Genomic DNA, 20,588 nt, shown 5'->3' on the forward strand with positions numbered 1-20,588 from the left:
GGACCGTGAGCGGAATACCCGACGGGCTCGAAGGCAAGATCGCGGTAGTCACCGGCGCCAGCCGCGGCATAGGCAAGGGCATCGCGCTGGAATTGGGCGCTGCGGGCGCGACGGTGTTCGTCACCGGGCGCTCGGCGACGAAGGGGCGCATACCGGGCACCGTGCACGAAACCGCCGCCGAGATCGACGCGGCGGGCGGGGTCGGGATTCCGTTCGTCTGTGACCACCGGGACGATGACGCGGTCGAGCGGCTGTTCGAGCGGATCCGCACCGAGCACGGCCGGCTGGACGTGCTGGTGAACAACGTCTACAACTCCCCTGCCGCGGCACGCTGGCTCGGCAAGCCGTTCTGGGAGGTGCCGCCCGCGGCGTGGGATGAGAGCTTCGACGTGGGCGTCCGATCACATTACGTGGCAAGCTTCTTCGCCGCGCCGCTGCTGATCGAGTCGGGCGGGTTGATCGTCAACATCTCCTCCCCGGGCGCACGCAGGTATATGCACAATGCCGTATACGGCGTAGCGAAGACCGCGCTCGACCGGCTCACCGCCGACATGGCGCACAATCTCGCGGGCACCGACGTGACGGTCGTCTCGGTGTGGCCCGGGATCGTGGACACCGAACTGCTGCAGATGGTTCCGGCCGACGCAACCGGGCAGCGACTGGTCACCTTGCCCGGCGAAGGGACGTTCGACCTCGCCGAGGCGGAGACGCCCCGCTTCCCGGGCCGCGCGGTCGTCGCACTGGCCACCGACGCCGGGCGACGCGCACGCACCGGATTGCCCTGGCAGGTGGCGGATCTCGCCGTGGTCTACGGCTTCACCGACATCGACGGACGCGTTCCCCGCATCGACTGAATCCGCCGCGGCGACATGTGGTGACCGGCCTGGTCAGGCGAACTTGATCTCCAGGCCGATGCCGAGAATGGCGATGAGCCAGATCGCCCCGGTGAAGATGGTGATGCGGTCGAGGTTCTTCTCCACGACGGTCGAGCCGGACAGGCTGGACTGCACGCCGCCGCCGAACAGGCTGGACAAACCTCCACCCTTGGCGCGGTGCAGCAGCACCAGCAGCACCAGCAGCACGCTGGTGATGATCAGGAGGATATCCAGGAACATCCGCATGCCGGACAGTGTATGCGGTCGGCGGAATCCCACCGAATCAGGACCGCTCGGCCGCGTCGCCGCCGGTACTGCTAGCGCGCGTCGACGGCGACCAGGTGGGTGACCTGGTCGTCGTCACCGGTGGTGAATTTCGCGACGGCCTGCTCGCGCAGCTGGTCCCGTGCGGTGAGCCGGACCTGGTGCTGGTGCATGTGCTCGGCCCAGGACCGCACGACGAACGCTTCCACATAGCGGTCGAGCACCCCGACGTCACGGTAGAGACGCCATTCCATAGCTCCGGTGCGCTGCCTGGACCGGCCGACGAAAACCATGGCGGCCAGGAATTCCTCGACGTTCTCCTGCGGCACGTCGTAGCTGCGCAGGATCAGCACCGGGCCGTCGGCGGGATCGGGTTCGACGACCAGCTGCGGTTCCGGCCAGAACGCCGCCGGGGTCAGATCCAGCTCCTCGGCGTTGTGCCGAATCGGTAACCACGGGGTGCTCAGCGCACAGACCGCGAGGAGCGCCGCGGCCCACAGCAGTGCCGACACCGACCCGAGCGCGTTGGCGACCAGGCCCCAGACCAGCGAGCCCATCGCCTGACCGCCCATGAAAACCAGCAAGTACACCGAGAGCCCGCGCGCACGCACCCACGCGGGCAAAAGCAGCTGCATGGTCGAGTTCATCGTGGACATCGCCAGCAACCACGCAAGCCCGGCGAAGATCAGCAGCACCAGCACCGCGGGCAGCACGCGCAGCAGCGCTGTGCCCGCGGTCGCGAGGCCGAACAGGATCGCAGCCGTGGTCAGCCGCTGCGTCGGAGTCAGCAGACTCCGCAGTCGCGACAACGCGGCGGCACCCAACACCGCGCCCAGCCCGAGTGCGCCGAGCATCAGGCCGTAGCCGGAGGACGATAGCCCGAGCCGATCCCGCGCGATCACCGGGAGCAGCGCCCACACCGCGCTGGCCGGCGCGATGAACAGGATCGAGCGCAGCAGCACCCGGCGGATCGCGGGTGCGGCGCGGATGAACCTGGTGCCCGCCTGCAACGCCGCGAGCGGACGTTCGGTGGGCAGTCGCCGATCCTTCGCCGGCCTGCGCCAGACGGTGAGGACCGCGACGATCCCGCCGAACGACACCGCGTTCAGTGCGAACACCAGCGTCGGCCCGGACAGCGAGACCAGCACACCGGCCAGCGCGGGGCCGACCGCCCTTCCGATGTTGATGTTCATGCTGCCCAGCGCCGCGGCGGCCGGGATCTGCTCACGCGACACCAGTTCCGGCTGAATCGCCTGCCACGCGGGCGCGGTCAGCGCCTGCCCACAGCCCAGCAGGAACAACAAGGTCAACAGCACGCCCGGGGTGGTGTGCCCAGTCGCGGTCGAGACCGCGAGAATCGTCGCGAGCACCGCCATCGTGGACTGCGCGCCGAGCAGCAGTCTGCGCCGATCCACCAGGTCGGCGATCACCCCGGATGGGATAGCCAGCAGCATCACCGGCAGCGTGATGGCGGTCTGTACGAACGACACCAACGCCGCGGCGTTGGGTTGGTCGACCAGGATCCACTGCGCCCCGACGGTCTGCATCCAGGTGCCGAGATTCGACACCAGCTGGGCGATCCACAGCGCGCGGTATACCGGCGAACGCATCGGCGCCCAGGTAGAGCCTGGAGCAGTCGTTGCGGCAGCGTTCACTCGCCGAAGCTTAGTCTCGTGACCAGCGCCGACCCGTCGCCGTGTCCGGAACCCGCGCCGTCGACCGCGAGGGCGTGGCGGCGCGGAGCAGCGCCACGACGAGCAGCGCGGCGCCTGCCAGCCCCGACGCCGTGAGCCGTTCGCCGAGCACCACCGCGGCAAGCACCGCGCCGGTCAGCGGTTCGAGCAGGGCGAGGACCGCGGCGATCCCCGGCCCCGCGTTCGACAGCCCGCGGAAGTAGAGCGTGTACGCGACCGCGGTCGGCACCAGACCCAGCACCAGGACCAGCGCGATACTGCCTGCCGTCGGATCGAACGCCAGGCCGGAAGTCGCGGCGAGCGGGGCAAGTAGCAGCGCGCCGCCGGTGAACCCGAGACCCGTAGTGGTCATCGCGTCGAGTCCCGGCACCGGCACCGCGTTGATCACGGTGACCGCCGCGAACGCCGCCGCGGCCGCCGACGCCAGCGCCGCGCCCGCAAGCAAGCCGCCCGCGCTGACCCCACCGGAGGGAAGACCGACCAGCAACGCAAGACCGCACAGGGCGATGCCGATCGTGACGGCGCGACGCCCGTCCACCGCGTTCCTTCCGGTGAGGTGTTCCAGCACAGCGACGACCACCGGCGACATGCCGATGGTGATCAGAGTGGCCAGGCTGACCGAGGAGGCCGCGACAGCGCCGAAATAGGCCGCCTGAAAGGTCGCCGCGAGCACGGCGACCGCGCCGACTCTGCGCCACGCCAACGGGTTTCGTGGCCAGGGCCGCCTCGTGGTGGCCAGCAGCGCCACTAACAGCAGCCCGCCGACGGCGAGTCGGCAGGTGGCTACCGAAACGGGGGAAAGGCCGGTGGCCTGGTACAACAGCGTGCCGAGCAAACCGCCGGTGCCCCAAAGCATTCCGGCGCCGACGAGGTAGACCAGCCCAGAACGGCCGACCGTGGACACAGATGTGGACATGAAGGATCGCGCTCCTGCGACGAGAGGGGGAAGGTGGTCGCGGAAGCGAGGTGCACAGCGATGCGATAAGCGCGCTCACCTGCCGGTGGCGCGCCGGAAACCTACACCTCGCTCAGGAGGTGGGCGGCGGTGTGATCGGGAAGCATCGGTGCACGGAACAGATACTAATACTTGCCAGCTCTTCGATGCTGCGCTTGGCACGCCGGCAACCGGTGAACAGCCGGGCTGGGATCCGCGTCGTCGGTAGCATCGCCCCATGGCGGCACACTTCGCGCGACTCGGTCCGGCGGTCCTGCTCGCCCTCAGCGCGGTCGCGGCATGCTCGAGCGGCGGCCCGGACAAGAGCTCCGACGAGCCGAGCCCGATCGGCCGCACCTTTCTCTCCACCGGTGTCGAGGGGACGCCGATCCCTGGCGGCGGCCCGCTCACGGTCACCTTCACCGACGGCCGCGTCTCCGCCGACGCGGGCTGCAACAAGTACACCGGCGCGGTCTCACTCGACGACCACACCGTGCGCGTCTCCGGCCTGGCCGGCACCTTGATGGCCTGCGGCGGCGATCGTCAGGGCGCCGACGAGTGGCTCAGCGGCCTGCTGAATTCCGACCCCAGCTGGCGGCTCGACGACGCGAAGCTCACCCTGCACAGCGACAACCGCACCGTCACCATGATCGACAAGAAAGTCGCTCGACCCGACAAGCCCGTGCAGGGGACACCGTGGCTCGTCACCGCGCTCATCACCCCTGATGCCCAAATCCGCTCGCAAACCATCGACGAGACGAAACCGGCCCTCACCATCGCCGCGGACAGTGGCGTCTCCGGCTGGACAGGGTGTAATCGCATGACCGGCAGCGCCCACGTGTCGGGCTCGGAGATCACATTCCGGATCGCCACCACCAAAATACTGTGCTCCCCGGAGGTGATGGAGGTCGAACAGGCGGTCCTGAAAGCGTTGGACGGCAAGACCACCGCCACGGTGGACGCCGACACCCTGACCCTGCGCAACGAGAACGGCAGCGGTCTCACGCTGCACGCACAGTAAGCGCCGGTAGCTCCTACTTCTGCCGGGTGAGCACCACGCGATCGGCGATCTGTTCCTACTCCCCCTGCGGCGCGAAGAAGATCTCCATGACCACCCGACCGGCCGACTCCAGCCAGATCGCCGCGCGCATCGTCATCGGGTCACGCTGTCGACCACTCGTAGCGGTTGTCTGTCTGCGAGAACCCGACCAGCCCGGTATCGCAGGAGCGATACCGGGCTGTCGCGCGTTGTTCCTCGACGAGATCAGGGCAGGGGGCCGCCCGCGGCGATCGCGGAGAGGGTGGCGAACTCGTCGCCCTTGAGCGACGCGCCGCCGACCAAGGCGCCGTCGATGTCGGTCTGGGCGACCAACTCTCCGACGTTCTTGGCGTTCACCGAGCCGCCGTAGAGAACGCGGACCGCCGCGGCGACCTCTGGCGAGGCCAGCCGCGCCAGCTCCCCGCGAATCGCGCCGCAGACCTCCTGCGCGTCGGCGGGGGTGGCGACCTTGCCGGTGCCGATCGCCCACACCGGCTCGTAGGCGATGACGATCTTCGAGATCTGCTCCGCCGTCAGGCCTTTCAGCGAACCGCGCAGCTGCTCGAGGTTGTACTCGACGTGCGTCTGCGCCTCGCGGATGTTCAGGCCCTCGCCGATGCACACGATCGGGGTGATCCCGTGCTTCAGCGCCTGCTTCGTCTTGCCGAGCACGAGGGCGTCGTCCTCGTTGTGGTACTGCCGCCGCTCCGAATGGCCGACCACGGCGAAGGCGCAGCCCAGCTTGGCGAGCATGGCCGCGCTGATCTCTCCGGTGTAGGCGCCCGATTCGTGCACCGAGACATCCTGCGCGCCGTAGGTGAGCAGGAGCTTGTCCCCGTCGACCAGCGTTTGCACGCTGCGGATGTCGGTGAACGGCGGGATCACCGCCACATCTACCTTGTCGAAGTACTTCTCCGGCAGCGCGAACGCGATCTTCTGCACCAGAGCGATGGCCTCGAGGTGGTTGAGGTTCATCTTCCAGTTGCCGGCGATGAGTGGTTTGCGTGCCATGCTCAGTCCTCCAACACCGCGATGCCAGGGAGTTCTTTGCCCTCCAGGTATTCCAACGAGGCGCCGCCGCCGGTGGAGATATGCGAGAAGCCGTCCTCCGGGAGCCCGAGCGCGCGTACGGCCGCGGCCGAGTCGCCACCGCCGACTACGCTGAACGCGCCCTTGCCGGTGGCGGTCACGATCGCCTCGGCGACCCCGCGGGTTCCCGCGGCGAACTTCTCGAACTCGAACACGCCCATCGGGCCGTTCCAGAAGACGGTCCTCGCCTCGGTCAGGAGCGCGGCGAAACGCTCCACCGACTCCGGGCCAACGTCCAGACCGATCCAGCCGTCCGGGATCTCATGTGCCGGCACGACCTTCGACTCGGCGTCGGCGGCGAACGCGTCGGCCACCACGATGTCCCGCGGCAGGTGGATGACGTCGGCGTACTGCTCGAGCAGGTTCTTGCAGGTGTCCACCATCTCCTCCTGCAGCAGCGAGGAGCCTACCGAAAGACCCTGTGCGGCAAGGAAGGTGAAGCACATGCCGCCGCCGATCACCAGGGTGTCGACCTTCGGCGCCAGCGCCTCGATGACGGCCAGCTTGTCGGAGACCTTGGACCCGCCGAGCACGACCGCGTACGGCCGGTCCGGATTCTCGCTCAGCCTGGCCAGTATGTCGACCTCGGCGGCGACCAGCGTGCCCGCGTAATGCGGCAGCAGCTTCGCCACGTCGTACACCGATGCCTGCTTGCGGTGCACGACACCGAAGCCGTCGGAGACGAACGCGCCGTCATCGCCCACCAGCTCGACCAGCGCTGCGGCGAGCTTGCCGCGCTCAGCGTCGTCCTTGCTGGTCTCGCGCGGGTCGAAGCGGATGTTCTCCAGCAGCAGCACGTCGCCGTCGGTGAGGCCCTCGGACCGCGCGAGCGCGTCCTGGCCCACGACGTCACCGGCCAGCTGGACATTGCGGCCCAGCTCCTCGGCGAGCTTGGCGGCCACCGGCGCCAGCGACAGCTTCGGGTCCGGCTCGCCCTTCGGGCGGCCGAGATGGGCGGTCACCACGACCTTGGCGCCCGCCGCCACCAGGGCCTCGATAGTCGGCACCGAGGCGACGATCCGGCCGGGATCGGTGATCTTTCCGTTGTCGTCGAGGGGGACGTTCAGATCGGAGCGCACGAGCACGCCCCGACCCTCGACACCCTCTTCGAGCAGGTCCGCGAGTGTCTTGACAGCCATACGCGTCAGAGCGACTTGCCGACGAGGCCGATGAGATCGGCGAGACGGTTGGAGTAGCCCCACTCGTTGTCGTACCAGGAGACGACCTTCACCTGGTTGTCGATCACCTTGGTGAGCGGCGCGTCATAGATCGATGACGCCGGGTCGGTGACGATGTCGCTGGAGACGATCGGGTCCGTGTTGTACTTCAGAATGCCCTTCAGCGGGCCCTCGGCGGCGGCCCGGTACGCGGCGTTGACCTCGTCGATTGTGGCGGACTTGCGCAGGGTGGCGGTCAGGTCGGTGACCGAACCCGTCGGAACCGGCACGCGCAGCGCGTAGCCGTCCAGCTTGCCCTGCAGTTCGGGCAGCACCAGGCCGATCGCTTTGGCTGCGCCGGTGCCGGTGGGCACGATGTTCAGCGCGGCGGCGCGGGCGCGACGCAGGTCGCTGTGCGGGCCGTCCTGCAGGTTCTGGTCCTGGGTGTAGGCATGAATCGTCGTCATCAGGCCGCGCTCGATGCCGAACTCGTCGTTGAGCACCTTGGCCAGCGGGCCGAGGCAGTTGGTGGTGCACGAGGCGTTCGAGATTATGTTCTGGCTGCCGTCGTACTTGTCGTCGTTGACACCCATCACGATGGTGATGTCCTCGCCCTTGGCGGGGGCGGAGATCACGACCTTCTTCGCTCCGGCGGCGAGGTGGCCCTTGGCCTTGGTGGCATCGGTGAAGATGCCGGTGGACTCGACGACCACGTCGACGCCCAGATCGCCCCACGGCAGCGCCGCGGGCCCTTCCTTGATGGCCAGCGCCTTGATCCGCTGGTCGCCCACCACGATGGTGTCGTCGCCGTCGAGCGAGACATCCTGCGGCAACCGGCCGAGGATCGAGTCGTACTTGAGCAGGGTCGCGAGCGTCGCGTTGTCGGTGAGGTCGTTGACCGCGACGATCTCGATGTCGGTGGTGCCGAGCGCCTTCTGCGCCTCCACCGCCCGGAAGAAGTTTCGTCCGATACGGCCGAAGCCGTTGATGCCTACCCGGACAGTCACGTTATCGCTCCTCAGCTTTCAGGCGGATCATTCCGATGCCCTACTCACCCTAATGCCCAGCCGTTACCTCACCGACACGCACCTGGCATTCGTGCGGACGGGATGCCTGGTCAGAACCGCGCTGTCCCGGCGGATGGCCGCCGGGACAGCGGGCTCAGGCGTCGTCGAGCAACTCGGCCGTGACGGCTGATTCGGTGTCGGGCACGCCGAGCTCTTTGGCGCGCCGGTCGGCCATCGATAGCAGGCGCCGAATGCGGCCCGCAACGGCGTCTTTCGTCATCGGCGGTTCGGCGAGCTGGCCGAGTTCCTCCAGCGACGCCTGGCGGTGCTGCACGCGAAGTTTGCCCGCGGCGGCGAGATGGTCGGGCACATCGTCGCTGAGGATATCCAGCGCGCGTTCCACCCTGGCCGCCGCGGCGACCGCGGCCCGCGCCGAGCGGCGCAAGTTGGCGTCGTCGAAGTTGGCCAGCCGGTTCGCGGTAGCGCGGACCTCGCGGCGCAACCTGCGCTCCTCCCAGACCATCCGGGTGCCATGCGCGCCCATCCTGGTCAGTAGCGCGCCGATCGCCTCGCCGTCGCGCACCACGACGCGGTCGGTGCCGCGCACCTCGCGCGCCTTCGCCGCGATCCCGAGCCGCCGGGCGGCACCGACCAGCGCCAGCGCCGCCTCCGGCCCCGGGCAGCTGACCTCCAGCGCCGAGGAACGCCCCGGTTCGGTGAGCGAACCGTGCGCGAGAAACGCTCCGCGCCAAGCGGCTTCGGCGTCGGCGATGCTGCCGCCGACCACCTGCGCGGGCAGACCACGCACAGGACGACCGCGCACGTCGAGCAGGCCGGTCTGCCTGGCCAGCGCCTCGCCCTCCTTGGACACGCGCACCACATACCGTGAGGTCTTGCGCAGACCACCCGCGCCGAGCACATGCACGTCGGAGCCGTAGCCGTAGAGCTCGAAGATCTCCCGGCGCAGCCTGCGCGCGATGGAGCCCATGTCCACCTCGGCCTCGACGATCACCCGGCCGCCGACGATGTGTAGGCCGCCGGCAAAGCGCAGCAGCGCGGACAACTCCGCCCTGCGGGAACTCACTTGCGACACTACGAGCCTACTCAGCTCATCTTTCACATCGGCTGTCATCGCCACGGGACGCGCTCCTTTCCACCCAACCCGGAACGCACATCCTGACCCATGTGCCGTCCCTCGACTCGAAGCCCTGCCATTTGCGGCCGAGGTTGCCGGATCACTTGATCCAGTGCGGCGGCGAGCTTTCCGGGGTGATGCCGGGCCGTCCCCGCTTCGGCGACATCGGAGAAGGTTACTCGTGCCCGCAACTGTTCCGCAGCCCTGGCCACATGTTCTCGCTCGCGCCCCTCTGGCACCGACCCGGAATCGACCAGTACATCGTCGACCACGAATTCCGGGGCGTGCTGAGACAATACGTGCAGATGCCGCTCGGCGGAGAAGCCCGCAGTCTCCCCCGGCTCGGCAGCGAGATTGAGCACCAAGACCTTCCGCGCCCTGGTGTACACCAGGGCTTCCCGCAGCTCAGGCACGAGGACGTGCGGAATGACGCTGGTGAACCACGAACCGGGACCGAGCACGACGACATCGGCGTGTTCGATCGCCGATGTCGCCTCGGGACTGGCCGGCGGATCGGACGGAATCAACCGCACCCGCCGCACCTTACCCGGCGTGGTGGCGATGGCAACCTGGCCGCGAATGCAGCGGCTCACCCGCGGATCAGCTTCCAGCCCAGACACATCCGCCTCGATGTCGAGCGCGATCGGCGACATCGGAAGCACCCTCCCGGTGACACGCAACATTTTGGCGACCTCGTCGAGCGCGGCTACCGGATCGCCGAGCACCTCGGTCAGCCCGGCCACGATGAGATTGCCGACAGAGTGCCCGGCCAACGCGCCTGTGCCGCCGAAACGGTGCTGAACGGTCTGCGTCCACACCCCGTCGGCGTCCGCGGCGAGAGCGGCCAACGCCATGCGAAGATCCCCCGGCGGCAGCACCCCCAATTCGGCGCGTAGCCGCCCGGACGAGCCGCCGTCGTCCGCGACGGTCACCACCGCGCAGATCTTCCTGGTCAGCCGTCGCACCGCGGTCAGTGTCGCGTACAGGCCGTGTCCGCCACCCAGCGCGACGATGCTGGGATTGGATTCCCAACCGGTCATTCGCGCCCCAGATCCCGGTGCACGACGCGCACCACGTCGGCGGATCCCTCCGACCCGCCGGGGACCTCGCTGATCAGCTCGCCCAGTGCCTCGGCTATCGCGACGCTTCGGTGTTTGCCTCCGGTACAGCCCACTGCCACGGTCATATATCGCTTCCCCTCTTGGCGGTAACCGTTCGTGGTCAGATCGACCAGGTGGTGACAGGTACGCAGGTAATCATCCGCGCCGGAGCGCGACAATACGTACTCGCTGACCACCGCCTCCTGACCGGTATGTTCCCGCAATTCCGGTATCCAATGTGGATTAGGTAGAAAACGCACATCCAACACGATGTCAGCGTCGAGGGGAACCCCATACTTGAAGCCGAAGGACTGCACGGTGAGTTGCAGCGCGCTGGGCGCGCCACCCCCGTACGCCTCCTCCAGCTTGCGGTGCAGCTGATGGATCGACAGCTCGGTGGTGTCGATGACCAGATCCGCGGCGGTTTTCACGGCCGACAGGCGCACCCGCTCGGCGGCGATACCTGCCGACAACGTGCCGTCCTTGCTCTCGCTCTGCAGCGGATGACGGCGGCGGGCGAATCCGAAGCGGCGGATGAGCACGTCGTCGGAGGCCTCCAGGAACAGGACCCTGGTGCCGACACCGAGCGTCCGCAACTGTTCGGTGACCGCCGAGAGATCGCCGGTGAAGAACCGGCTGCGCACATCCATGACCAAGGCAAGGCGACGGATCGGCGGCGTCGCGGAGGCGCCCAACTCGACCATCCGGCCGAACAGCTCAGGCGGCAGATTGTCCGCGACATACCAGCCGAGGTCCTCGAGTACGCGAGCGGCGGTGCCACGGCCCGCGCCGGAGAGCCCGGTCACGATCACGACCTCGACCTGTGGATGCGCTCCGGCGAGGGCGCCGGACAAGCCCGCTCGCCCTCCGCTCGTCGGCGGACCGCCCCCACTGCTGTTCGATTCGACGCGTGTCATGTCCTACCGGATCCGTCTCTCGGGTGCCTTCCGATCATCCCGCACCGGTTTCGGTATCGGGCACAGACCCATAACGTACGCGAAACCAAAACTTCCGGTGCGCTGTCAGCGACTATTCCGCCTCTAGTGCGGCGAGGACCGCCTTCGCGGTTGCCAGCCCGATGCCGGGCACCTCGGTGATCTGCTCGACCGTGGCCTGCTTCAGCTTGGCTACCGACCCGAAATGGGTGACCAGTGCGGTCCGGCGTGCCGTGCCGAGGCCGGGCACCGAGTCCAACGCCGACGCCGTCATCCGACGCGAGCGTTTGCTGCGGTGGAAAGTGATCGCGAAGCGATGTGCCTCGTCTCGGACCCGCTGCAGCAAGTACAGTGCCTCGCTGTTGCGCGGCATGATCACCGGCTCGCTCTCCCCCGGCACCCACACCTCTTCGAGGCGTTTGGCCAGGCCGATCACCGCGACGTCGGTGATGCCGAGTTCGTCGAGCACCTCGGCGGCGGCCGCGACCTGAGGCGCGCCGCCGTCGACCACATACAGGTTGGGCGGATAGGCGAACTTGCGCGGACGCCCGGTGTATGGGTCTATGCCCGGGCGGGAGACGAGTTCCGATGTGTCGTCGTCGCTTCCGATGGCGGCCAAGTCCTCCTGTTCCATCAGGTCGCGTTCGCGGCGCAGCTTCAGAAACCGGCGGCGGGTCACCTCGGCGATGCTGGCGACGTCGTCGGAGCGGCCGTCGCCCGCGGCCTCCTTGATCGCGTAGTGCCGGTACTCGGATTTGCGCGGCAGACCGTCCTCGAACACCACCAGCGAGGCCACCACGTCGGTGCCCTGCACGTGGCTGATGTCCACGCACTCGATGCGCAGCGGGGCGCTGTCGAGCTCCAGCGCGTCCTGGATGTCCTGCAGAGCTTGCGATCTCGAGGTCAGATCGCCCGCGCGCTTGAGCTTGTGCTGGGCAAGCGCTTCCATCGCGTTGCGCTGTACGGTCTCGGCGAGGGCCTTCTTGTCGCCGCGCTGCGGTACCCGCAGTCGCACCGCCGAACCGCGCAGGTCCGACAGCCACTGCTGGACCTGTTCTACGTCGGCGGGCAACTCGGGGACGAGCACCTCGCGCGGCACCACGGTGGCGGGCTGCTCGTCGGTCGCCTGTTCGGCCACGGTGACCTGCTCGCCGTAGAACTGGGTGAGGAACTGCTCGACCAGGGCGGCCAGTTCGCCGCCCGCTTCGGGAGTGTCGACGGCATCGCCCGACTTGTCGACCACCCAGCCGCGCTGGCCGCGCACGCGACCGTCGCGAACGTGGAAGATCTGCACCGCCGCCTCCAGCTCGTCGGTAGCGAAGGCGATCACGTCGGCGTCGGTGCCGGTGCCGAGCACCACGGCCTGCTTCTCCAACGCACGGCGCAGCGCCTGGATATCGTCGCGCAGCCGGGCGGCGGTCTCGAAGTCCAGGTCCTCGGCGGCGGCGTGCATGCGGCGCTCGAGCTCCCGGACCATACGGTCGGTCCGGCCGGCGAGGAAGTCGCAGAAATCCTCGACGATCCCGCGGTGCTCGTCGGCGCTCACCCGGCCGACGCACGGCGCCGAGCACTTGTCGATGTACCCGAGCAGGCAGGGACGCCCGATCTGGCTGTGCCGCTTGAAGACTCCGTTGGAACAGGTGCGCGCGGGGAACACCCGCAGAAGCAGATCGAGGGTCTCACGGATCGCCCACGCGTGCGCGTACGGGCCGAAGTACCGGACGCCCTTGCGGCGCGCTCCGCGGTAGACGAACAGCCGCGGGTACTCCTCATCGAGAGTGACCGCGAGTACCGGATACGACTTGTCGTCTCGGTAGCGGACGTTGAAGCGCGGATCGAACTCCTTGATCCAGTTGTACTCCAGCTGCAGCGCCTCCACCTCCGTGGAGACGACCGTCCACTCGACGCCCGCGGCCGTGGTGACCATCTGCCGCGTACGCGGATGCAGACCGGCGACGTCGGCGAAGTACGAGTTCAGCCTGCTGCGCAGGCTCTTTGCCTTGCCTACGTAGATGACCTGCCGATGGGCATCCCGGAACTTGTAGACACCGGGTTCGACGGGGATCGTGCCCGGCGCGGGCCGGTACGTCGCTGGATCTGCCACGTGTCAAGCCTATCCACCGGGTCCGACAGCCCGGCACGGCTCCGCGGAGGCCGCGGTCAGGACGCCAGGACGCCGAACCAGGCCTTCGCGTCCGGCCGCCGCAGCAGGTGGACCACAGCCGCCGTCGTGCCGAGCGAGTAGCAGGCGGCGAGAACGCCGACCGCGGGCGGGACGATCGCGAGGTCGCCGATCGCACGACACCCGAGGACGGCCTGCCCGATCGCCAGAATCAGCGCGAGTGTGCGCACGGCGCGCGCGCCTTCGGCGAATCCGAAAACGAGCAGGCCGAGCGCCCAGGCGACGCAGAACTGGGACGAAGCCGCCGCGGCGGCTTCGGCACCGCGCGTCACGCCCATGATGACTGGATAGGCGATCGCGAACCCCACCATCCCCCAGACGGCCTCCCGCACATCCTGAACCGCGTCCGGCATACCCGTTTGCACGGCAACGACCGGATCCTCACCCGAATACGCCGAATCCACAGACGTACCCCCGTTCCACTGAACGAATTGACACACCCGAAGAACACGCCGAGCCGCACGCTAACACGACACCGACCCGGACAACTCGGACTTCGGCAAACGCGCGTGGTAGGCCTGGACGGTGACCGCCCGCCGAGCGGTCGTCTACTCCGCGAGGCCGTGCCCGCGGAGGGCCGCCAGCAAGGCCTCCGGGCGCTCGGTGATGGGGAGGGGTTCGACCTGAGCGAATCGACAGCCGAGCGCCGTCGCGCCGCCATCGGCCTCGGCGCTGTCGCCGACCATCAGCGTCGCGCCGGCGGGCACGCCGAGTTCGTCGAGGGCGGAGCGGAAGATCGCCGGATCCGGCTTCATGGCGCCCACCTCGTAGGACAGTGTGAACGCCTGGATGGACCGGTCCCAGCCGCGCGCGGCGAACGAGGGACGGATGTCGAACGGGATATTGCTCACGACGGCGACCGGGACACCTTGTGCCGCAAGAAGTTCCAAAACGGTGACCGTGTCAGGGTAAGGCGTCCACTGCATCGGGTCGACGAGCCGGGCGTAGAGCCGCTCGGCGTCCTCGTCGGTCGGCACGCCCGATTTCCGCAACACCTCCAGCATGGCGACGCGGTGCAGCACGGGGTCGAGGTCACGGTTGTCCCACGCGTACTGCTTCTCCGCGTCGAACCCGACGATCTGTCCGACCGGCGCCGTCATCCGTCGCATGATCTCGGCCTTCTCGTGCACGTCGAACGCCCGGCCGTCGGGCCAGGTCAGATCTCCGTACCAGGTTTCGTCCTCCTCCAGACGAAACAGGGTCCCGGAGAAGTCGAACAACACGGCGTCGATCGTCACCGCGCCAGCCTACCGACGGACCAGCCGAGCCCGCATGGTCGCGAGCGCCGCAGCAGACGATTCGACGGCGCCGACTGGCGATACCTGCTGCGGCCAGCGCGATTTCGTGGGTGGTCGGAGAAAGTCGCGCGAGTCGGTGCCGGACGATAGAGTCCGGGCATGAGGCGCAAGCGAGGAACGTGGGTCGGCGCTGTGGCGGCGTTGGCGCTCACCGTGGGAATGGCCACGGCCTGTTCGTCCGACGAGGACAGCGCTGGTGGCATGTGCGCGACGGTCCCGAACGGCACGCCGGTCGCGGCGGCCTCGGCGGGTCCGGCGGGCCGCGGCACCCAGGATCTGAGCACGAATCCGGAGATCGCGAGCGGGTACCGCTCCGGCATGACGCCGGTGCGCACGCACAGCTTCGCGGTGTCGACCGCGAACCCGGTGTCGACGAAGGCCGCCTGCGAGGTGCTGCGCGACGGTGGCACCGCGGCGGACGCACTGGTCGCGGCGCAGACGGTGCTCGGACTGGTCGAACCGCAGGCGTCCGGCATCGGCGGCGGCGCGTTCCTGCTCTACTACGACGCGAACACGAAATCCGTGGACGCCTACGACGGCCGCGAGATCGCCCCCTCCGCAGCGACCGAGAACTACCTGCGCTGGGTCGGCGACACCGATCGGGCCGAGCCCAAGCCGAACGCACGTGCCAGCGGTCGGTCCATCGGAGTGCCCGGCGTGCTGCGCATGCTGGAAATGGTGCACAACGACCACGGCAAGAGCGGATGGCGCGACCTCTTCGATCCGGCCATCGGGCTGGCCGATCGCGGATTCCCGATCAGTCCCCGCCTTGCGGGGCAGATCGCGGAGTCGGCGAAGGACCTCGCCGTCGACGAGGACGCCAGGGCATATTTCCTCAACCCTGACGGAAGCCCCAAGCCCGCCGACACCGTGCTCACCAACCCGGCCATGGCGAAAACGCTCGGCGCTATCGCCGCCGACGGCGCGCAGGCCTTCTACACCGGCGCGATCGCCCGTGACATCGTCGACGCCGCGGGCCGGTCCTCCGGCGGGCGCACCCCGAGCCTGATCTCGACCGGGGACCTGGCCGGTTACCAGGCCAAGAAGCGCACCGCGCTGTGCACCGGCTACCGCACGCACGAGATCTGTGGCATGCCGAGCCCCTCCTCCGGCGGGATCGCAGTCGCTGCCACGCTCGGCATTCTGGAGAACTTCGACCTGGCCGCCATGCGGCCGGACGACATCGACCGCAACGGCGGAAAGCCGAACGCCCAGGCAGTGCACCTCATCTCGGAGGCCGAGCGACTCGCATACGCCGACCGTAACAAGTACGTGGCCGACACGGACTTCATCCCACTACCCGGTAATTCGGCTCAGACCCTGCTGAACAAGGACTACCTGAAGCAGCGCACCGGGCTGATCAACCCGAACCGTAGCATGGGCACCGCGCAGCCCGGCGACTTCGGCCCCGTTCCGGTCGGCATCAGCCCGCAGCCGCCCGAGCACGGCACCAGCCACATTTCAGTGGTCGACAAATACGGCAATGCCGCGGCCATGACCACCACGGTAGAGTCGGCGTTCGGTTCGTTCCACCTGGTCGACGGCTTCGTGCTGAACAATCAGCTCACCGACTTCAACGCCGACCCGCTGGGCACCGACGGCGTGCCGGTGGCCAACCGCGTCCAGCCGGGCAAACGTCCGCGCAGCTCGATGAGCCCGACACTGGTGTTCGACAAAACCGCCGACGGCTCGCGCGGCGAGCTGACCCACGTCGCAGGCTCCCCCGGTGGCTCGGTGATCATCCAATATGTGGTGAAAACCCTGGTCAATATGTTCGATTGGGGCTTGGACCCGCAGCAGGCGGTCTCCGCGGTCGCCTTCGGCGCGGCGAACAGCCCGACCACCGGCGTCGGCGGCGAGCACCCCGCGGTCAACGCGACCGACAACGGCGAACGCGACCCGCTCGTACTCCGGCTCCGTGAACTCGGCCATCAAGTCTCGGTCGCGCCACAGACCAGCGGTCTCAGCGCTCTCGAACGCGACGGCGCCGACAGCTGGATCGGCGGCGCCGACCCCCGTCGCGAGGGCGCGGTCCTCGGCGACACCCGCTGAACAGCTTTCATCGCCCCATGGCCCGCGCGGTGACTTCCAACCTGCGGGCCATGGTCAACCCTCCATAGGCTTGCCAGCTCAACCAGCCGTTCTTTCTTCCTTGGGGAGGCCATGGGGGAATCCCAGAACAGCGAGGCGGCACATCTGTGCCCGGCGCGGGCCGATCAGTTGTTCCCGGAGTATTTCGCGCCGAGTTCGCGCAGCCGGGCCATCGCCTGCGCGGCATGCTCCTTGTCATTGGAGCGAATCGCCAGCATCGGGACGTAGTCGTCGTCGACCAACTCCAGGCGCGCCCAGGACTTCCGGTCCGGGAACGACACGCCACGGATGTGATCCCACCCAAAATCGTTGTCGCCCAGAATATTCCGTACAGACATGCCGCGCGCCCCCACCCGCACCCTCGGCCTGGTCAGCAGCAGCACCGCCGCCGCACCGAGCAGGCCGATCCCGATCATCGCGACCTGGTCGGCGACCCGGAAATTCACGCCGGTCGACCCGCTGCGCAACCAGATACCACCCGCGGTGAACCCTGCCGCGACCAGGACCGCCACAACCCAGGCCGTCCGCACCGCGCGCCGCGGACGCACCTCGAAATCCCAGTCCGGCGAATCGCTCCCCGCCGCGGCCGAGCCGACGTTCCTCCGGAAAATACGAACGACCGGCATCGGCTACGCGGACTGCCGCAGGGCCCGCAGCGTCAGCGCGGCATCCAACGCCGCGGCGGCCGCCTGCTCACCCTTGTTCTCGTGCGAATCCGGCAGCCCGGCCCGATCCAGCGCCTGCCGCTCGTTGTTGGTGGTGAGCACCCCGTTCGCGACGGGCGTACCCTCGTCCAGCGAGACCCGGGTGAGCCCTGCGGTCACCGCATCGCAGACGTACTCGAAATGCGGTGTATCACCCCGGATCACCACACCGAGCGCGACTACCGCGTCGTGCGCCTTGGCGAGCTCCTGAGCCACCACCGGTAGCTCCATCGCGCCCGCGCAGCGCACCACCGTGATCCGGAGCACGCCGGCGTCCTTGGCCACCCGCTCCGCGTTCGCGAGCAGCGTGTCGCAGATCTGGGTGTGCCAGCGCGACGCGACGATGCCCAAGGTGAGGTCCTTGGCATCCTCGAGCGCGAAAGTCGGTACGCCGGTACCGCTCATCGATGTCCGCCTTTCCGGGTCTGCTCGGAGTTCAGTGTGCCGTCTCGCCGAGATCGAGCTCGTCGAGCCCGATCAGGTCGTGGCCCATCCGGTCACGCTTTGTTCGCAGGTAACGGAGGTTCTCCGCGTTGGCGCGCAACGGCATCGGCACCCGATCGGTGATCCGCAGGCCATAGCCGTCCAGACCGACACGCTTGGCCGGGTTGTTGGTGAGCAAACGCATCGAGCGGAGACCGAGATCCACCAAAATCTGGGCACCGGTGCCGTAGTCGCGGGCATCGGCGGGCAGGCCGAGCTCCAGGTTCGCGTCGACCGTGTCGTGGCCGGAATCCTGCAGCTGGTAGGCCTGCAGCTTGTGCATCAGGCCGATACCGCGCCCTTCGTGACCGCGCATGTACAGCACAACGCCGCGGCCCTCGGCAGCGACCATCTCCAGCGCGGCGTCCAGTTGCGGGCCACAGTCACAGCGCAGCGACCCGAACACATCACCGGTGAGGCACTCCGAGTGCACGCGCACCAGCACGTCCTCACCGTCGCTGATATCGCCACGCACCAGCGCGACGTGCTCGACCTCGTCGTAGATGCTCTGGTAGCCGACAGCCATGAACTCGCCGTGCGACGTGGGGATACGCGCCTCCGCGACCCGCACCACGTGCTTCTCGTGCTTGCGCCGCCACGCGATCATGTCGGCGATGGAGATCAGCGCGAGCTCGTGCTCGTCGGCGAAAACGCGTAACTCCTCGGTGCGGGCCATGTGGCCCTCGTCCTTCTGGCTGACGATCTCGCAAATCACACCCGAGGGCCGCAGTCCTGCCATCCTGGCGAGGTCGACGGCCGCCTCGGTGTGGCCGGGACGGCGCAGCACGCCACCGTCCTTGGCGCGCAACGGCACCACGTGGCCGGGCCTGGTGAAGTCGTCGGCCTTCGCATCGGCGTCGGCGAGCAGCCGCATGGTGGTGGCCCGGTCAGCCCCCGAGATGCCGGTGGTGACGCCCTCGCGCGCGTCCACCGAGACGGTGTAAGCGGTGCCGTGCTTGTCCTGGTTCATCGCGTACATCGGCGGAAGGCCGAGGCGATCACAGTCATCCCCGGTGAGCGGCACGCAGATGTACCCAGAGGTGTAGCGGATCATGAAGGCGACCAGCTCCGGGGTGGCCTTCTCCGCCGCGAAGATGAGGTCGCCCTCGTTCTCGCGGTCCTCGTCATCAACGACGACGACCGCCTTACCGGCGGCGATGTCGGCGACTGCGCGCTCGATGCTGTCGAACCTGGTCACGTCTGCTGCGCTCCATCTCGAAATAGGTGCCTCACCACAGTACTGTGTTCAATTTGCAGCGCCTGCGGCGCTGCGTGTTCGCGGCCCCCTCTTGGCTCGTGTCCGAGCGGGCGAGACTCGCGACTGCGTCGCATGCGCTTCGCCCACTCGGACACGAGCCGGGCCGCGAACGGCGCTCGTAAGACTCGCACCTCGGCGGGGCGGGGAGTGCGGTGACTGAGCTGTTCGGAATTGTTTCGGAGCGGACGGGCGAGATTCGCGACTGTGTCGCGGGCGGCTTCCGGCCGAGCGGACGGGACCGAGCGGATCGGACACGCCTAGCCGCGTTGCTGGAGGCGTTCGACGTACTTGGCGATTACATCCACCTCCAGGTTCACGGTGGTGCCGACGGTGGCGAAGCCGAGGTTGGTCAGCGACAGAGTGGTCGGGATCAGGGAGACCTCGAACCAATCGCGGCTTCCCTCCTCGGTGGGCTGGTCGGCGACGCCGAGACCGGAGACGGTGAGCGAGATGCCGTCGACGGTGATCGATCCCTTTTCCACGACGTAGCGAGCGACGTTCTCGGGCAGGGAGATCCGTACCACGTCCCAGTTCTCCGACGGGGTCCGCGAGAGCACAGTGCCGGTGCCGTCGACGTGGCCCTGCACCAGGTGGCCGCCGAGCCTGCTGTTCAGCGCGGCGGCGCGCTCCAGATTCACCTTCGAGCCGACGTCCAGCTTGCCGATGCTGGAGCGGTTCAGCGTCTCGGCCATCACGTCGACAGTGAACGACTCACCGCCGACCACCTCGACGACAGTCAGGCACACCCCGTTCACGGCGATCGAATCACCATGTCCGGCATCGGAGGTCACCAGCTTGCCCTTGATCGTCAGCCGCGCGGCGTCAGCCAGCTGCTCGCTGGCGACGATCTCGCCGAGTTCCTCGACGATGCCTGTGAACATGTGCCCTGACTCCCTGTCGCGTCGTTGTCTTCCGGTTGCGGAACAGCGCGGGCCCCGACTGCTATTCCCGCCGACTCCTCAGCCTAACGACGCCAGGTCGTAGCGGACAGCAGCCTGACCGATCGAAGCCCGGCCGGCGCGGGGAGCCGGAAGCAGACCGCAGGGCGAGCAAGTCGCACTCGAACAAGCACCCGCCATCGAAAGCGGAACGAAAATTGCCCACACATGCCGAAATCGCGCCGATCACCAGAAGGCGATTCCTGTTCAAGCCTATTTTCGCTACCGCCCGAATCAATTTCTTCTCGCGTACGCAATGTTCGTTTCCCGCGCGGTACCCCACCGAAACACGCTTATAACGTGAAGTAGCACACAGACGGAAATAGAGGCGATATCGTCATATGGCTGATGTCTCCCGTTCAACTTCCCGCGAGAGCAGTTCGATGTGGAGCGGTTGAACGTGGG

The 20,588-nt window shown here is 68.1% G+C and carries 19 protein-coding genes; 3 read left to right on the forward strand and 16 right to left on the reverse strand.

Annotated elements, in window-relative coordinates; genetic code table 11:
• The first annotated feature begins 5 nt into the window (after positions 1–5).
• Positions 6–854, forward strand: coding sequence for an SDR family NAD(P)-dependent oxidoreductase (locus tag OHB12_RS11110; protein WP_327118688.1), 849 nt, complete (start codon positions 6–8; stop codon positions 852–854).
• A gap of 33 nt (positions 855–887) precedes the next feature.
• On the opposite strand, the gene secG is transcribed toward OHB12_RS11110, so the two are convergent.
• The 3 genes from secG to OHB12_RS11125 form a co-directional block, all read right to left on the reverse strand.
• Positions 888–1,121, reverse strand: coding sequence for a preprotein translocase subunit SecG (gene secG, locus OHB12_RS11115; protein ID WP_327118689.1), 234 nt, complete (start codon positions 1,119–1,121; stop codon positions 888–890).
• 71 nt (positions 1,122–1,192) lie between these two features.
• Positions 1,193–2,794: an MFS transporter gene (locus tag OHB12_RS11120; protein WP_327118690.1), complete on the reverse strand. Its 1,602-nt coding sequence runs from the start codon at positions 2,792–2,794 to the stop codon at positions 1,193–1,195.
• Between the two features lie 10 nt (positions 2,795–2,804).
• A complete protein-coding gene (locus OHB12_RS11125) occupies positions 2,805–3,749 on the reverse strand; it encodes a DMT family transporter (RefSeq protein WP_327118692.1) in 945 nt (314 codons plus the stop codon).
• 256 nt (positions 3,750–4,005) lie between these two features.
• Here OHB12_RS11125 and OHB12_RS11130 point away from each other — a divergent pair, with 256 nt between their 5' ends.
• Positions 4,006–4,788: an META domain-containing protein gene (locus OHB12_RS11130; protein ID WP_327118694.1), complete on the forward strand. Its 783-nt coding sequence runs from the start codon at positions 4,006–4,008 to the stop codon at positions 4,786–4,788.
• A 243-nt stretch (positions 4,789–5,031) separates the two neighbouring features.
• On the opposite strand, the gene tpiA is transcribed toward OHB12_RS11130, so the two are convergent.
• The 9 genes from tpiA to OHB12_RS11175 form a co-directional block, all read right to left on the reverse strand.
• Positions 5,032–5,817: a triose-phosphate isomerase gene (gene tpiA / locus OHB12_RS11135; RefSeq protein ID WP_327118696.1), complete on the reverse strand. Its 786-nt coding sequence runs from the start codon at positions 5,815–5,817 to the stop codon at positions 5,032–5,034.
• Between the two features lie 2 nt (positions 5,818–5,819).
• Entirely contained in the window at positions 5,820–7,034 is a 1,215-nt protein-coding gene (locus OHB12_RS11140; protein WP_327118698.1) for a phosphoglycerate kinase, read from the reverse strand.
• Positions 7,035–7,039: 5 nt separating this feature from the next.
• Positions 7,040–8,059 carry a type I glyceraldehyde-3-phosphate dehydrogenase gene (gene gap / locus OHB12_RS11145; protein ID WP_327118700.1) on the reverse strand — a complete coding sequence of 340 codons (1,020 nt, stop codon included), beginning with the start codon at positions 8,057–8,059 and terminating at the stop codon, positions 7,040–7,042.
• A 154-nt stretch (positions 8,060–8,213) separates the two neighbouring features.
• Entirely contained in the window at positions 8,214–9,191 is a 978-nt protein-coding gene (gene whiA / locus OHB12_RS11150; protein ID WP_327121015.1) for a DNA-binding protein WhiA, read from the reverse strand.
• Positions 9,188–10,234 carry a gluconeogenesis factor YvcK family protein gene (locus OHB12_RS11155; protein WP_327118702.1) on the reverse strand — a complete coding sequence of 349 codons (1,047 nt, stop codon included), beginning with the start codon at positions 10,232–10,234 and terminating at the stop codon, positions 9,188–9,190. The genes whiA and OHB12_RS11155 overlap by 4 nt, the downstream gene beginning before the upstream one ends.
• On the reverse strand, positions 10,231–11,211 hold the full coding sequence (gene rapZ, locus OHB12_RS11160) for an RNase adapter RapZ (protein WP_327118704.1): 981 nt from the start codon (positions 11,209–11,211) through the stop codon (positions 10,231–10,233). Before rapZ ends, OHB12_RS11155 begins: the two co-directional genes overlap by 4 nt.
• 112 nt (positions 11,212–11,323) lie before the next feature.
• Entirely contained in the window at positions 11,324–13,333 is a 2,010-nt protein-coding gene (gene uvrC / locus OHB12_RS11165; RefSeq protein WP_327118706.1) for an excinuclease ABC subunit UvrC, read from the reverse strand.
• 56 nt (positions 13,334–13,389) lie between these two features.
• Complete coding sequence (locus tag OHB12_RS11170; RefSeq protein ID WP_327118708.1) at positions 13,390–13,764, reverse strand: hypothetical protein; 375 nt, start codon at positions 13,762–13,764, stop codon at positions 13,390–13,392.
• 195 nt (positions 13,765–13,959) lie between these two features.
• Complete coding sequence (locus tag OHB12_RS11175) at positions 13,960–14,649, reverse strand: HAD family hydrolase (RefSeq protein WP_327118710.1); 690 nt, start codon at positions 14,647–14,649, stop codon at positions 13,960–13,962.
• A gap of 159 nt (positions 14,650–14,808) precedes the next feature.
• Between OHB12_RS11175 and OHB12_RS11180 the strand changes: the two genes are divergently transcribed.
• Positions 14,809–16,761, forward strand: coding sequence for a gamma-glutamyltransferase family protein (locus OHB12_RS11180; protein ID WP_442800011.1), 1,953 nt, complete (start codon positions 14,809–14,811; stop codon positions 16,759–16,761).
• Between the two features lie 164 nt (positions 16,762–16,925).
• Here the strand turns inward: OHB12_RS11180 and OHB12_RS11185 are convergent, their stop codons facing one another.
• From OHB12_RS11185 to OHB12_RS11200, 4 genes are all read right to left on the reverse strand, one after another.
• Positions 16,926–17,348 carry a PH domain-containing protein gene (locus tag OHB12_RS11185; protein ID WP_442800012.1) on the reverse strand — a complete coding sequence of 141 codons (423 nt, stop codon included), beginning with the start codon at positions 17,346–17,348 and terminating at the stop codon, positions 16,926–16,928.
• Between the two features lie 81 nt (positions 17,349–17,429).
• Complete coding sequence (gene ribH / locus OHB12_RS11190; RefSeq protein ID WP_327118714.1) at positions 17,430–17,909, reverse strand: 6,7-dimethyl-8-ribityllumazine synthase; 480 nt, start codon at positions 17,907–17,909, stop codon at positions 17,430–17,432.
• A gap of 31 nt (positions 17,910–17,940) precedes the next feature.
• Entirely contained in the window at positions 17,941–19,185 is a 1,245-nt protein-coding gene (locus tag OHB12_RS11195; protein WP_327118716.1) for a bifunctional 3,4-dihydroxy-2-butanone-4-phosphate synthase/GTP cyclohydrolase II, read from the reverse strand.
• Positions 19,186–19,502: 317 nt separating this feature from the next.
• A complete protein-coding gene (locus tag OHB12_RS11200) occupies positions 19,503–20,126 on the reverse strand; it encodes a riboflavin synthase (protein WP_327118718.1) in 624 nt (207 codons plus the stop codon).
• Positions 20,127–20,588 lie beyond the last annotated feature (462 nt).

The sequence above is a fragment of the Nocardia sp. NBC_01730 genome (assembly GCF_035920445.1).
Lineage (GTDB): Bacteria > Actinomycetota > Actinomycetes > Mycobacteriales > Mycobacteriaceae > Nocardia.

Excerpts from the sequence above, each read along its gene's own strand:
- ribH (WP_327118714.1), bottom strand. The coding sequence starts at position 17,909 with ATGAGCGGTACCGGCGTACCGACTTTCGCGCTCGAGGATGCCAAGGAC.
- OHB12_RS11200 (WP_327118718.1), bottom strand. The coding sequence starts at position 20,126 with ATGTTCACAGGCATCGTCGAGGAACTCGGCGAGATCGTCGCCAGCGAG.
- OHB12_RS11125 (WP_327118692.1), bottom strand. The coding sequence starts at position 3,749 with ATGTCCACATCTGTGTCCACGGTCGGCCGTTCTGGGCTGGTCTACCTC.
- OHB12_RS11170 (WP_327118708.1), bottom strand. The coding sequence starts at position 13,764 with ATGCCGGACGCGGTTCAGGATGTGCGGGAGGCCGTCTGGGGGATGGTG.
- OHB12_RS11140 (WP_327118698.1), bottom strand. The coding sequence starts at position 7,034 with ATGGCTGTCAAGACACTCGCGGACCTGCTCGAAGAGGGTGTCGAGGGT.
- tpiA (WP_327118696.1), bottom strand. The coding sequence starts at position 5,817 with ATGGCACGCAAACCACTCATCGCCGGCAACTGGAAGATGAACCTCAAC.
- OHB12_RS11130 (WP_327118694.1), top strand. The coding sequence starts at position 4,006 with ATGGCGGCACACTTCGCGCGACTCGGTCCGGCGGTCCTGCTCGCCCTC.
- secG (WP_327118689.1), bottom strand. The coding sequence starts at position 1,121 with ATGCGGATGTTCCTGGATATCCTCCTGATCATCACCAGCGTGCTGCTG.
- OHB12_RS11180 (WP_442800011.1), top strand. The coding sequence starts at position 14,809 with ATGAGGCGCAAGCGAGGAACGTGGGTCGGCGCTGTGGCGGCGTTGGCG.
- rapZ (WP_327118704.1), bottom strand. The coding sequence starts at position 11,211 with ATGACACGCGTCGAATCGAACAGCAGTGGGGGCGGTCCGCCGACGAGC.
- whiA (WP_327121015.1), bottom strand. The coding sequence starts at position 9,191 with ATGACAGCCGATGTGAAAGATGAGCTGAGTAGGCTCGTAGTGTCGCAA.
- OHB12_RS11155 (WP_327118702.1), bottom strand. The coding sequence starts at position 10,234 with ATGACCGGTTGGGAATCCAATCCCAGCATCGTCGCGCTGGGTGGCGGA.